Source organism: Streptomyces sp. NPDC005533 (genome assembly GCF_042871845.1).
Classification (GTDB): Bacteria; Actinomycetota; Actinomycetes; order Streptomycetales; family Streptomycetaceae; genus Streptomyces.
Genome location: NZ_JBIAJH010000003.1, coordinates 296,085 through 308,434, shown reverse-complemented (window position 1 = coordinate 308,434; position 12,350 = coordinate 296,085). Strand labels below are relative to the sequence as shown.

Annotated in this window: 11 protein-coding genes; 3 read left to right on the top strand and 8 right to left on the bottom strand. The window is 73.0% G+C overall.

Annotation, left to right across the window (positions count from 1 at the left end; translation table 11 throughout):
- Positions 1–800: 800 nt before the first annotated feature.
- On the top strand, positions 801–1,799 hold the full coding sequence (gene trpS / locus ACFYP3_RS05080; RefSeq protein ID WP_388826864.1) for a tryptophan--tRNA ligase: 999 nt from the start codon (positions 801–803) through the stop codon (positions 1,797–1,799).
- A gap of 46 nt (positions 1,800–1,845) precedes the next feature.
- Here the strand turns inward: trpS and proC are convergent, their stop codons facing one another.
- From proC to ACFYP3_RS05055, 5 genes are all read right to left on the bottom strand, one after another.
- Positions 1,846–2,655 carry a pyrroline-5-carboxylate reductase gene (gene proC / locus ACFYP3_RS05075; protein WP_388826862.1) on the bottom strand — a complete coding sequence of 270 codons (810 nt, stop codon included), beginning with the start codon at positions 2,653–2,655 and terminating at the stop codon, positions 1,846–1,848.
- A gap of 103 nt (positions 2,656–2,758) precedes the next feature.
- Positions 2,759–3,496 carry an ABC transporter permease gene (locus ACFYP3_RS05070; protein ID WP_388826860.1) on the bottom strand — a complete coding sequence of 246 codons (738 nt, stop codon included), beginning with the start codon at positions 3,494–3,496 and terminating at the stop codon, positions 2,759–2,761.
- Complete coding sequence (locus ACFYP3_RS05065; RefSeq protein ID WP_388826857.1) at positions 3,493–4,290, bottom strand: ABC transporter ATP-binding protein; 798 nt, start codon at positions 4,288–4,290, stop codon at positions 3,493–3,495. The genes ACFYP3_RS05070 and ACFYP3_RS05065 overlap by 4 nt, the downstream gene beginning before the upstream one ends.
- A gap of 91 nt (positions 4,291–4,381) precedes the next feature.
- Positions 4,382–4,912: a hypothetical protein gene (locus ACFYP3_RS05060; RefSeq protein ID WP_388826854.1), complete on the bottom strand. Its 531-nt coding sequence runs from the start codon at positions 4,910–4,912 to the stop codon at positions 4,382–4,384.
- Between the two features lie 98 nt (positions 4,913–5,010).
- The gene (locus ACFYP3_RS05055) at positions 5,011–5,313 is read right to left on the bottom strand and encodes a peptidase (RefSeq protein WP_388826851.1); all 303 of its coding nucleotides are present in this window, start codon (positions 5,311–5,313) and stop codon (positions 5,011–5,013) included.
- Between the two features lie 106 nt (positions 5,314–5,419).
- On the opposite strand from ACFYP3_RS05055, the gene ACFYP3_RS05050 reads away from it, so the two are divergent.
- Positions 5,420–7,543, top strand: a complete 2,124-nt coding sequence (locus tag ACFYP3_RS05050) for a serine/threonine-protein kinase (protein ID WP_388826848.1) — start codon at positions 5,420–5,422, stop codon at positions 7,541–7,543.
- Between the two features lie 51 nt (positions 7,544–7,594).
- Here ACFYP3_RS05050 and ilvD read toward each other — a convergent pair whose 3' ends face one another.
- The 3 genes from ilvD to ACFYP3_RS05035 form a co-directional block, all read right to left on the bottom strand.
- Complete coding sequence (gene ilvD, locus ACFYP3_RS05045; RefSeq protein ID WP_388826845.1) at positions 7,595–9,445, bottom strand: dihydroxy-acid dehydratase; 1,851 nt, start codon at positions 9,443–9,445, stop codon at positions 7,595–7,597.
- Positions 9,446–9,566: 121 nt separating this feature from the next.
- Positions 9,567–10,190, bottom strand: coding sequence for a TetR family transcriptional regulator (locus tag ACFYP3_RS05040; protein WP_388826842.1), 624 nt, complete (start codon positions 10,188–10,190; stop codon positions 9,567–9,569).
- Entirely contained in the window at positions 10,187–11,014 is an 828-nt protein-coding gene (locus tag ACFYP3_RS05035) for a sugar phosphate isomerase/epimerase family protein (protein WP_388826839.1), read from the bottom strand. Before ACFYP3_RS05035 ends, ACFYP3_RS05040 begins: the two co-directional genes overlap by 4 nt.
- Positions 11,015–11,217: 203 nt before the next feature.
- On the opposite strand from ACFYP3_RS05035, the gene ACFYP3_RS05030 reads away from it, so the two are divergent.
- Positions 11,218–12,330, top strand: coding sequence for an endonuclease/exonuclease/phosphatase family protein (locus ACFYP3_RS05030; RefSeq protein ID WP_388826836.1), 1,113 nt, complete (start codon positions 11,218–11,220; stop codon positions 12,328–12,330).
- Positions 12,331–12,350: the final 20 nt, after the last annotated feature.

The following is a 12,350-nucleotide window of genomic DNA, read 5'->3' as shown; positions in this document are numbered from 1 at the left end:
TCAAAGGAACCTCATCCACCGAAGTGGACGGGGTATCAACTTCTGGCGTTGATTTTTGGCACGCTGTTGAGTTCTCAAGGAACGGACGCTTCCTTCGTACTCACCCTCTCGGGCTTTCCTCCGGGCTTTCGTTCTGTTGTGTTGCTGTGTTCTTGCGTTTCCGACTCTATCAGACTCTTTCGTGTCCGACTTCCTCGGTGCTTTCCGGTTCCGGCGCTTTCGCGCTTTCCCTTTCCGGCGATTCCGACTCTATCAGATCCTTTCGGGCCTGACTCCCGGTCAGCGGGCTTTGCCTCGGGGCTGTTTGGCCCCTTCGGCGAGTGAGACAGTAGCGGATTCCCTGCCCCCGAACCTAATCGGCGGCGGCGTCCTCGGACGCGGATTCCTCATTCGCAAATACGCATGAAAACAAGACGACGGAGTGCGTCGTTCGTTCGAATGTGTAGTGCGGGATGGCTGTCCGGGGACCGACCGAGGTCGGCGCTCACTTCGGACAACTCGAAGAACCTTACGGATGGGGCACACCTGTGTCAACCCCCGGCTGACCGCCGCGCAGGGGTTGCCGAAACTCATCCCGTCCCCGCCCCCGGCCCTCTACCCTGGCCCCATGACTACGCATGCGCTCACGCTCAACCTCCGCTGGTGGGCCGCCTGACGGCGGCCGACCTTCCACACGAGCACGCATGCGCTCACGGCCGCCGCTACGGCGGCCGTTCTTGTTTCTCCCCTCCCGGGAGTGGCTCGGTCGCCCGACGCGGTGGCCCCGAGACCACGCACACCACACACAGGGAGAGCAGGACATGACGAGGATCTTCAGCGGGGTCAAGCCGACGGGTCATCTGACGCTGGGGAACTACCTGGGGGCCGTACGGCAGTGGGTCGCCACCGAGCAGGAGCCGGACGACGCGCTGTTCTGCGTCGTCGACCTCCACGCGCTGACCGTCGAACACGAACCGGCGCGCGTACGGAGGCTGAGCCGGCAGGCGGCGACCCTGCTGCTCGCCGCCGGGCTGGATCCACAGCGGTGCACGCTCTTCGTGCAGAGCCACGTCGACGAGCACACGCGACTGGCGTACCTCCTGGAGTGCACCGCCACCGACGGGGAGCTGCGCCGGATGATCCAGTACAAGGAGAAGGCGGCGAAGGCGCGGGCCTCCGGGGAGGGCGTCCGGCTGTCACTGCTCACCTATCCCGTGCTGATGGCCGCCGACATCCTGGCGTACGAGACCCAGGAGGTGCCGGTCGGGGAGGACCAGCGGCAGCACGTGGAGCTGACCCGCGATCTGGCGGTGCGCTTCAACCAGCGGTACGGGCACACCTTCACCGTGCCGAAGGCGACGCTCCCGGCGGTGGCCGCGCGGGTCATGGACCTGCAGGAGCCGACCTCGAAGATGGGGAAGTCCCATGAGAACGGGGCGGGGATCGTCTATCTGCTCGACGAGCCCGGGGTCGTCCGCAAGAAGGTGATGCGGGCGGTCACCGACAGCGGGGACGGCGGCGTCGTCTACGACCGGGAGGCGCGGCCCGGCGTCGCGAACCTGCTGGACGTCCTGGCGGCCTGTACCGGCGGTGATCCGGCGGTGCTCGCCGAGGGGTACAGCGGGTACGGGGCGCTCAAGCGGGACGTCGCCGACGCCGTGGTCGAGCTGCTGCGGCCGGTGCAGGAGCGGCACGCGGAGCTGGCCGGCGATCCGGCGGAGGTGGAGAAGGTGCTGCGGCACGGCGCCGGGCGGGCCCGGGAGCTGGCGCGGCCCGTGGTGGACCGTGCGTACCGGGCCATCGGGTTGCTGGAGCCGTGACGGGTGGGGGTCCCGCGTGCCGCGGGGCCCCACCGGTCCGGGTGTCTCAGCTGTTGCCGGAGGCGAGCTCGCGGCTGCGGTCGCGGGCCGCTTCGAGGGCGGCGATGAGGGCGGCGCGGACGCCGTGCCGCTCCAGCTCGACGATGGCGTTGATCGTCGTACCGGCCGGGGAGGTGACGGCCTCGCGGAGCTTGACCGGGTGCTCGCCGCTGTCGCGGAGCATCACGGCGGCGCCGATGGCGGCCTGGACGATCAGGTCGTGGGCCTGGGCGCGGGGCAGGCCGAGGAGGATGCCGGCGTCGGTCATGGCCTCGACGAGGAAGTAGAAGTACGCGGGGCCGGAGCCGGAGAGGGCGGTGGCCGCGTCCTGCTGGGACTCGGGAACGCGCAGGGTCTTGCCGACGCCGCCGAAGATCTCCTCGGTGTGGGCGAGGTGCTCGGCCGTGGCGTGGCTGCCGGCGGAGATGACGGACATGGCCTCGTCGACGAGGGCGGGGGTGTTCGTCATGACGCGGACGACGGGCGTGCCGGGGCTGAGCCGCTCCTCGAAGAAGGAGGTGGGGATGCCGGCTGCGCCGCTGATGACGAGGCGGTCGGCGGGGACGTGCGGGGCGAGCTCGTCGAGGAGCTTGGCCATGTCCTGGGGCTTGACCGTGAGGATGAGGGTGTCGGCGCGCTTGGCGGCTTCGGCGTTGGAGACGGCCTCGACGCCGTAGCGGCTGCGGAGCTCCTCGGCACGGTCGGCGCGGCGGGCCGTGACGAGGAGCTTCGAGGCGGGCCGGCCGCCCCGGATCATTCCGCTGAGCAGGGCCTCGCCGATCTTGCCGGTACCGAGGACTGCGACTGTCTGGGTCATGCCCGATCCACCTCGCCTGGGGGATGTCGTTGCGCGTGAGCTGGCTCTACGTCTTCATCCTTGCACCCGGGCGGACGAGGGGGCGGCGCTGTCCGGAGTGCGGTCAGGGGGTGCGGCGGCGGAGGGTGGCCGCGCCGAGGGCGAGTACGAGCAGGGCGCAGGCGGCGACGATCACGGCGTCGCGGACGAAGTCGGCGGTCATGTCGGTGTGGGTGAGGACCTGGGTCATGCCGTCGACGGCGTACGACATGGGCAGGACGTCGGAGAGGCCTTCGAGGACCGGGTGCATGGTGTCGCGGGCCGCGAACAGGCCGCAGAGGAGCAGCTGCGGGAAGATCACCGCCGGCATGAACTGGACGGCCTGGAACTCGGACGCGGCGAAGGCGGAGACGAAGAGGCCGAGGGCGGTGCCGAGGAGGGCGTCGAGGAGGGCGACGAGCAGCAGCAGCCAGGGGGAGCCGACGACGTCGAGGCCGAGGAGCCAGAGGGCGAGGCCGGTGGCGAGGAGGGACTGGAGGACGGCGACGGCGCCGAAGGCGAGGGCGTAGCCGGCGATGAGGTCGCCTTTGCCGAGCGGCATGGCGAGGAGGCGTTCCAGGGTGCCGGAGGTGCGCTCGCGCAGGGTGGCGATCGAGGTCACCAGGAACATGGTGATGAGGGGGAAGATCCCGAGGAGGGACGCGCCGATGCTGTCGAAGGTGCGGGGGCTGCCGTCGAAGACGAAGCGCAGCAGCGTGAGCATCAGTACGGGGACCAGCAGCATCAGCGCGATGGAGCGCGGGTCGTGGCGGAGCTGGCGCAGGACGCGGGCGGCGGTGGCGGTGGTGCGGGCGGTGTTCACGGCGTCGTCTCCTGGGCGGCGAGGGCGTTGGCTTCGTCGACGAGGCGCAGGAAGCCTTCTTCGACGGTGGCGGAGTGCGTCCGGGTGCGCAGGGCGTCGGGGGTGTCCTGGGCGAGGATGCGGCCTCCGCGCATGAGGAGGAGGTCGTGGCAGCGCTCGGCCTCGTCCATCACGTGGGAGGAGACGAGGAGCGTCGCGCCGCGGGTGGCGGCGATGTCGTGGAAGAGGTTCCACAGGTCGCGGCGCAGGACGGGGTCGAGGCCGACGGTGGGTTCGTCGAGGACGAGGAGCTCGGGGGTGCCGAGCAGGGCGACGGCGAGGGAGACGCGGCTGCGCTGGCCGCCGGAGAGGTTGCCGGCGAGGGCGTCGGCGTGGGTGGTGAGGTCGACGTCGGCGACGGCCTGGCGGACGGCTTCGGCGCGGCGGTCGGCGGCGGCGCGGCCGGGGTCGAGGACGGCGGCGAAGTAGTCGAGGTTCTGCCGGACGGTGAGGTCGTCGTAGACGCTGGGCGCCTGGGTGACGTAGCCGATGCGGGAGCGGAGCTCGGGGTGGCCGGCGGGGCGGCCGAGGACGTCGAGGGTGCCGGTGACGTGGGCCTGGGTGCCGACGATGGAGCGCATGAGGGTGGATTTTCCGCAGCCGGAGGGGCCGAGGAGGCCGGTGATGCGGCCGCGGGGGACGTCGAAGGCGATGGAGTCGATGACGGTGCGGGGGGTGCGGCCGGTTCCGCGGCGGACGGTCAGGCCGTGGGCGTGCACGGCTGCCGGGGCTCCCTCGGGCGGGTTATTCATCATGTGATGAATAATGCTCCTGGCTGTGCCCGCCGTCAATCGGCCGGGCGGAGCGAGGGTGGGTCCGGGTTCCCTGTCGGGTGGGGGGTGGGGGCTACTTCTTGCGCTTGGGGCGGCGGGCGGCCGGGTTCCCCGTGCGGGAGCTGCGGCGGCGGGCGAAGTCGGCCAGGGCGCGCTCGTACTCGGCGCGGCGGAGCTTCTCGCCCGGGGCCTCGGCGAGGCAGCGCAGGAAGTACGCGATGAGGGAGCCGATGAAACCGATCGCCTTGAGGCCCTTGAGGGCGGCCTCGTCGGAGGACGGGGCGGGGCGGCGGCTGAAGGAGTCCCAGGTCTTGACGAAGGCGATGGAGCTGGCGATCGCGAAGAGGACGACGACCGAGATGCTGAGGAAGGGGCCGACGTTGCCGATCTCCAGGCCCTCGTAGGACAGGCGCAGCAGCACGGCGGCGGCGACGGCGGTGACCAGCGAGCCGATCGCGACGCCGGCGCGGCGCAGGGCGTAGCCGCCGTCGTGGTCCACCCAGGTGGTGCCGAAGAACGGGATCGGCTCGGGCTCGGGGCCGGTGGGGCCCGGCGCCTGCGCGGCCGGCTCGGTCGGGGTCTGGTCTCGCTGGTCGTCGCTCACGCGGCGATTATCTCCCGCCGGGCCGGCCGGGCCGGGTGTGTCTCACGTGTCAGACGGGGTCTGCGCCAGGCAGACGGCCCAGGTCGAAGGGCGAGCGGCTAGCCGCACTGGTTGGTGACGTAGCCGTCGCTGCCCGTCTTCACGTACGCGTCGGAGACGAACCGGCCGTTGCCGATGCAGTCCCAGATGTCCGTCGTGCCGTACGGGCCCGAGACGGTGGTGCCCTCGCACTGGCAGCGGAGCGAGACGGTCGCGCCGAGCGGCAGGACCTCGATGACCGAGTAGTTGGTGCCGGGGCCGCTGCGGACGTTCAGCCGGTAGCCGGGCGCGACCGGGAACATCGGGTAGCCGGACCCGGCGGTCAGGCTCTGGATCTGGCTCGAATCGTTCTCGACCGTCATGCGAAATCTCCCCCCATGGGCGTTGCCGTGCGCAACTCGCGCAGGGTAGCAGGACCTTGGAGATGCGCTGGGGTCATCGACTAGGCTCCGGCGGGGGTGGTGAGCGGTGCATTCGCTGCGCGCGGACTACGTGGGCTTTCCGGAGTACGCCGGGCAGTACCGGCTCGAATCGGTGCTCGGTTCCGGAGGGATGGGCGTCGTCCATCTGGCCACGTCCGACTCGGGGCTGAAACTCGCCGTCAAGATCGTGCACCCCGAGCACGCGGTGGATCCGGAGTTCCGGGCCCGCTTCCGGCAGGAGGTCGCCGCGGCGCGGCGGGTGAGCGGGGCGTTCACCGCGCCCGTCGTGGACGCCGATCCCGATGCCGAGCGGCCCTGGATGGCCACCCTGTTCATCGACGCGCCGACGCTCGCCGAGCGGGTACGGGAAGGGGTCCTGGACCCCGTCGCACTGACCCGGCTCGCCGCCGGTCTGGCCGAGGCGCTGCGGGACATCCACCGGGCGGGAGTGGTGCACCGGGACCTGAAGCCCAGCAACGTGCTGATGGCCCCGGACGGGGTGCGGGTCATCGACTTCGGGATCTCCCGGCCGGCGGACAGCGACCTGCGGACCGAGACGGGCAAGCTGATCGGCACGCCGCCGTACATGGCCCCCGAGCAGTTCCAGCGGCCGCGGGACGTGGGGACGGCCGCGGACGTCTTCGCCCTGGGGGCGGTGCTCGTGCACGCGGCGACGGGGCGCGGGCCGTTCGACTCGGACAGCCACTACCTGGTGGCGTACCAGGTGGTGCACAGCGAGCCCGATCTGACCGGGCTGCCGCCGCGGCTCGTACCGCTCGTCGCCCGGTGCCTGGCGAAGGAGCCGGCGGAGCGGCCCACCGCCGAGGAGCTGATCGCCGAGATGCGGGCGATCGCGTACCCGACGGCGGAGGACACCCAGGCCTTCATCCCCCGGCCGCGGCAGCCTGCCGAGTCGGAGCAGGTCACGCACCAGCGGGTGCGGGGCGCCACCGGGCCCCGGACGGCCGGCGGCCGGGGCCGTGCGACCGTCGGGATCGGGGTCGGGCTGCTGCTCGCCTGCGCGGCCGCGGGGGGCGGGTACTGGCAGTTCGCGCCGGACGCCGCAGCGCCCGGCCGGATCGCCGCCCAGGCGGAGCCGGCGCCGGAGAAGACCTTCGCCCCCTGGGCGGTCCCCTTGGGGAAGTCCGGTACGGGCAGCAGGATCGCGGCCTGCTCCTGGCAGTCGGCGGCGCTCTACTGCGCCGCGCCGGGCCTCGCCGCGGCCCGGCTGGACCCCGCGGACGGCAGCACCGTGTGGGCGGTGGAGGCGACGGCGCAGGCGCCCCGGACGACGGCCCTCGGTGCGCCGGTCCACGCGGGCGGTCGGGTGCTCGTCGTGGCGCCGGGCAGCGAGACGCTCCAGGCCTTGGACCCGGGCACGGGAACGGAGACCTGGAGGCGGAAGCTGCCGGGGGGCTCCCGGGTGGTGACCGCGGGCGGGCAGGTCCTGCTGGTGGGGACGGCCGGCAGCGTCACCGCGCTGGACGCGGCCGGCGGCTCGCCCCGCTGGACCCAGCAGATCGGAGGGGTCGGTTCCGAGTGGTGGGGCGGCACGGACGAGTCCGGAGCGCCCGGCCTGTACGTGGCCACGCCCGGGACCGACGGCGGGTCGACGCAGCTCGCCGCGGTGGATCCGGCGAACGGGACGGTGCGCTGGCAGTTCCGGACGGCGGGGCGGCTGCGCCCGGTCGGCGTGGCGCAGGGCGGCCTGTACCTGCTGGAGCTGGACGCCTCCTCCCGGACCACCGCGGTCGTGCGCGCGGACCTGGCGTCGCACGCGGCGCAGCACGTGCGGCTGACGGCCCCGGTGTACGACGCGGAGGCGACGGTGGGCCGGGACGGCGCCGTGTACCTGTTCGGGACCTCGGGCACCCTGCTCGCGGTCGGCACGGCGAAGGAGCAGTGGCGGCTGGAGACGGGCGTGGCCGTGGCCTCCCGGCCGGTGGTCGCCGACGGCCGGGTCTATCTGACGGCGCCGGACGGACGGCTGCTCGCGGTCGACGCGGGGAGCGGCCGGCCGGCGGGGCAGACCAAGGCGCGCATGGCCGGCGGCGGCAACACGTACGCGTCCACCCTGCCGGCGCCCGTCGTCGGGGACGGCCGGGTGTTCGCCGGCGCGCCCGACGGGTCGGTGTTCGCGGTGGCGGCGGGTGATCCGGGCGGGTGGTGAGACGGCGGCGCCCCCGCACCGGAGGGTGCGGGGGCGCCGTCGGGGTCGGTGTCAGCCCAGGCGGCTGACGTCGCGCACCGCGCCCTTGTCGGCGCTGGTGGCCATGGCGGCGTAGGCGCGCAGGGCCGCGGAGACCTTGCGCTCGCGGTTCTTCGGCGCGTAGATGCCGCCGAGGGCCTGGTGGCGGGCCGCCAGCTCCGCTTCGGGGACGAGGAGCTCGATGGAGCGGTTCGGGATGTCGATGCGGATGCGGTCACCGTCCTCGACGACCGCGATGTCGCCGCCCGAGGCCGCCTCCGGGGAGGCGTGGCCGATGGACAGGCCCGAGGTGCCGCCGGAGAAGCGGCCGTCGGTCACGAGGGCGCAGACCTTGCCGAGGCCGCGGCCCTTGAGGAACGACGTCGGGTAGAGCATCTCCTGCATGCCGGGGCCGCCGCGCGGGCCCTCGTAGCGGATGACGACGACGTCACCGGCCTTGATCTCCTTGCGCAGGATCTTGTCGACGGCCTCGTCCTGGGACTCGCAGACGACCGCCGGTCCCTCGAAGGTCCAGATCGACTCGTCGACGCCGGCCGTCTTGACGACGCAGCCGTCCACGGCGATGTTGCCGCGCAGGACGGCGAGGCCGCCGTCCTTGGAGTAGGCGTGCTGCACGGAGCGGATGCAGCCGCCCTCGGCGTCGAGGTCGAGGGTGTCCCAGCGCTCGGACTGGGAGAAGGCGGTGGCGGAGCGCTTGCAGCCGGGGGCCGCGTGCCACAGTTCCATGGCCGTGCCGGAGGCCGTGCCGGAGCGGGCGTCCCACTTCGCGAGCCAGTCCTCCAGGCCCTCCGAGTGGACCGTGGTGACGTCCTTGTTGAGGAGGCCGCCGCGGTGCAGTTCGCCGAGGATGGCGGGGATGCCGCCGGCGCGGTGGATGTCCTCCATGTAGTACGTGCCGCCGGGCGCCACGTTCGGGGCGACCTTGGCCAGGCACGGGACGCGGCGGGAGACGGCGTCGATGTCGGTGAGGTCGTAGTCCAGGCCCGCCTCCTGGGCGGCGGCGAGGAGGTGGAGGATCGTGTTCGTGGAGCCGCCCATCGCGATGTCGAGGGCCATGGCGTTCTCGAAGGCCTCGCGGGTGGCGATGTTGCGCGGCAGGACGGACTCGTCGCCGTCCTCGTAGTACCGCTTGGTGATCTCGACGACCGTGCGGCCGGCGTCCTCGTACAGGGCGCGGCGGGCGGTGTGCGTGGCGAGGACCGAGCCGTTGCCGGGGAGGGCGAGGCCGATGGCCTCGGCGAGGCAGTTCATCGAGTTGGCGGTGAACATGCCGCTACAGGAGCCGCAGGTGGGACAGGCGTTCTCCTCGATGCGCAGCACGTCCTCGTCGGAGACGTTCTCGTTGGAGGCGTCGACCATGGCGTCGATCAGGTCGAGCTTGCGGACGGTGCCGTCGACGAGGATGGCCTGGCCGGCCTCCATCGGGCCGCCGGAGACGAAGACGACGGGGATGTTGAGGCGCATGGCGGCCATCAGCATGCCCGGGGTGATCTTGTCGCAGTTGGAGATGCAGATCAGGGCGTCGGCGCAGTGCGCCTCGACCATGTACTCGACCGAGTCCGCGATCAGGTCGCGGGAGGGCAGGGAGTACAGCATGCCGCCGTGGCCCATGGCGATGCCGTCGTCGACCGCGATGGTGTTGAACTCGCGCGGGATGGCGCCGGCGGCGCGGATGGCGTCGGAGACGATCCGGCCGACCGGGGCGAGGTGGGTGTGGCCCGGCACGAACTCGGTGAAGGAGTTGGCGACCGCGATGATCGGCTTGCCGATGTCCTCGCTCGCTACGCCCGACGCGCGCATCAGCGCACGAGCGCCTGCCATGTTGCGGCCGTGGGTGACGGTGCGGGACCTCAGCTCGGGCATGCGGTTCACTCCCCATGAGTGCGGCTGTACGGTCAGCCGCGACTGCGGATATGGCTCAGATACGAGGCTACGCCCACCGCCCGCGATCCGGACGCCGCGTCCGCATGACGGGACGGCGGGCTCACTCCTCGGTCAGGTACCGCTGCAGCGTGGGGGCCACGAGCGCCACGATGTCCTCCGCGTCCGCGGAGGCGAGGGGCTCGACCTGCACGACGTAGCGCAGGATCGCGATGCCGACCATGTGGGAGGCGGCGAGCTCGGCGCGGAAGGTCGGATCGGGGACGTCGAGGTCGGCGGCGACCCGCTCCAGGACCCGCCGGAGCACCAGCCCGCGCAGCACCTTCGCCGCGGCCTCGTGGGTGAGGGCGGACCGCATCACGGCGAGCAGCGGGGCCCGGGTCACCGGGTTCTCCCAGACGCCCAGGAAGTACCTGGCCAGCCGCTCGCCGATGCCGTCCGGTCCGCTGCCGATGATCGCGGGGACCACGAGGGCCGGCTCCAGGCTCGTCTCGATGGCGGCGGCGAAGAGGTCGTCCTTGCTGCCGAAGTAGTGGTGGACCAGCGCCGGGTCCACCCCCGCCACCTTCGCGATGCCGCGTACGGACGTCTTGTCGTACCCGCGCTCCGCGAACACCTCGCGGGCGGCCAGCCGGATCCGCTCCTGGGTGCCGGGCCCGTCGTCGGCCTCGTCCTGCCGGGGCCGGCCGGGCCCGCGGCGGCGCGGCTTCTCCGCTCCCGTCGTCATGCCCGCCGCGCCCCGTCCCGGGCGGCGGTGGCCAGGTGCAGCCGCGTGAAGGCCAGCGCCTCGGCGAGGTCGGCCTCGCGCTCGGCGGAGGACATCGCCCGCCGCGTGTTCACCTCGATCACCACGTGCCCGTCGAAGGAGGTCCGGGCGAGCCGCTCCAGCAGATCGGCGCAGGGCTGCGTACCCCGCCCCGGGACCAGGTGCTCGTCCTTCGCCGAACCGTTTCCGTCGGCGAGGTGGACGTGCGCGAGCCGCCCGCCCATCCGGTCGATCATCGCGGTGGCGTCCGTACGGGCGGTGGCGGTGTGCGAGAGGTCGACGGTGAAGTGCCGGTAGTCGTCCTTCGTCACGTCCCACTCGGGTGCGTACGCGAGCATCTCGCGGTCGCGGTAGCGCCAGGGGTACATGTTCTCCACGGCGAACCGGACGTCCGTCTCGTCGGCCATCCGCCAGATGCCGGAGACGAAGTCCCGCGCGTACTGGCGCTGCCACCGGAACGGCGGGTGCACGACGACGGTGGACGCGCCGAGCCGCTCGGCCGCCGCCTGGGCCCGCTGCAGCTTGGTCCACGGGTCGGTGGACCACACGCGCTGGGTGATCAGCAGACACGGCGCGTGCACGGCGAGGATCGGCACCTGGTGGTGGTCCGACAGCCGGCGCAGGGCGTCGACGTCCTGACTGACCGGATCCGTCCAGACCATGACCTCCACGCCGTCGTACCCGAGGCGCGAGGCGATCTCGAAGGCGGTCGCCGTCGACTCCGGATAGACGGAGGCGGTGGAGAGGGCGACTTTCGCGGTCGGGACGCGGACTGGTTCTGCCACGGGGACAGGGTACGGGGCCGACGCCCGCCCGGTACGTGACGGCCGCCACCCGGGGCCCCGCCGGGCCCGGCCCGCGGCCGGTCCCCGCCCCCGGCGCGCGTAGGCCGCCCGGCCCACAGCGGGATCGCGACGCTCCGTCAACCGTCTTAGGTTCTGCACAAGATGCGGGTGTTCGCCCGCTTTTCACCGAGAGGGCTGCCCGCATGACTCGCCGTTGGCTCACCTCCGCCCTGTGCGCGCTCGCGCTGCTCGCACCCGGCTCGCTCGGCACGGCCTCCGCCGCCGAGGGCGGCCGCACCCCGCTGCGGGTCGCGACCCGCAACCTCTACCTGGGCGCCGACCTCGCACCCGTCCTCGCCGCCACCACCCCGCAGGGGCTCGTCGCCGCGGTGACGGCGGTGTGGGCGAACGTCCGGGCGACGGACTTCACGGAGCGCGCCGAGGCGCTGGCCGACGAGATCGCCGAGAGCGACCCCCACCTCGTGGGCCTCCAGGAAGCGGTGCTGTGGCGCAGCCAGACCCCGGCCGGACCGGGCAGCGCCACCCACGTCGAGTACGACTTCCTGCAGATCCTCCTCGACGCGCTCACCGCCCGCGGCAAGCACTACGCGGCCGTCGCCACCGTGACCGTCGGCAGCGACTTCGAGGCCCCGCGCGCCACGCCCGACGGCCTCCAGGACATCCGCCTCACCGACCGCGACGTGCTCCTGGCCCGCACCGACCTGCCCGCACGCGCCTTCTCCGTGTCGCACGCGCGGGCCGCCCGGTTCCGCGACCACGTGAGCGTCTGCCGGCCCGCGCTGGGCTGCCCGCCCGGTCCGGCCCTCCGGATCGAGCGCGGCTGGGTCTCGGCCGACGTCACGCTCCGCGGTCGCCCCGCCCGGGTGGTGACCACCCAGCTCGAACCCGCCGACCCCGCCGTGCAGGAGGCCCAGGCCGCCGAACTGCTCGCGGGCCCGCTGGCCACCCAGCTCCCCACGGTGCTCCTCGGCGACCTCGACTCGGCGGCCGGCGGAGTCGGCGCGACCCCGACGACGGGCACCCGGAGCCACGAACGCCTCCTCGCCGCCGGCTTCACGGACGCCTGGACCGCGGACCGGCGCCGCCCCCGCGGCCCCGGCTTCACCTGCTGCCAGGCCCCCGACCTGCGCAACACCGCCTCCGCCCTCAGCCGGCGCGTCGACTACGTGCTGTTCCGCGGCAGGATCAGCGCGCTGACGGCCGACCTGATGGGCGCGAGCCCCGCCGACCGCACCCCCTCGGGGCTGGGGCCGTCCGACCACGCCGGCGTCACGAGCGCGCTCCGGCTGGGCTGACCTCCCCGGGCCCGGGCCGG

Excerpts from the sequence above, each read along its gene's own strand:
- trpS (WP_388826864.1), top strand. The coding sequence starts at position 801 with ATGACGAGGATCTTCAGCGGGGTCAAGCCGACGGGTCATCTGACGCTG.
- ACFYP3_RS05065 (WP_388826857.1), bottom strand. The coding sequence starts at position 4,290 with ATGATGAATAACCCGCCCGAGGGAGCCCCGGCAGCCGTGCACGCCCAC.
- ACFYP3_RS05055 (WP_388826851.1), bottom strand. The coding sequence starts at position 5,313 with ATGACGGTCGAGAACGATTCGAGCCAGATCCAGAGCCTGACCGCCGGG.
- ACFYP3_RS05030 (WP_388826836.1), top strand. The coding sequence starts at position 11,218 with ATGACTCGCCGTTGGCTCACCTCCGCCCTGTGCGCGCTCGCGCTGCTC.
- ACFYP3_RS05040 (WP_388826842.1), bottom strand. The coding sequence starts at position 10,190 with ATGACGACGGGAGCGGAGAAGCCGCGCCGCCGCGGGCCCGGCCGGCCC.
- proC (WP_388826862.1), bottom strand. The coding sequence starts at position 2,655 with ATGACCCAGACAGTCGCAGTCCTCGGTACCGGCAAGATCGGCGAGGCC.
- ilvD (WP_388826845.1), bottom strand. The coding sequence starts at position 9,445 with ATGCCCGAGCTGAGGTCCCGCACCGTCACCCACGGCCGCAACATGGCA.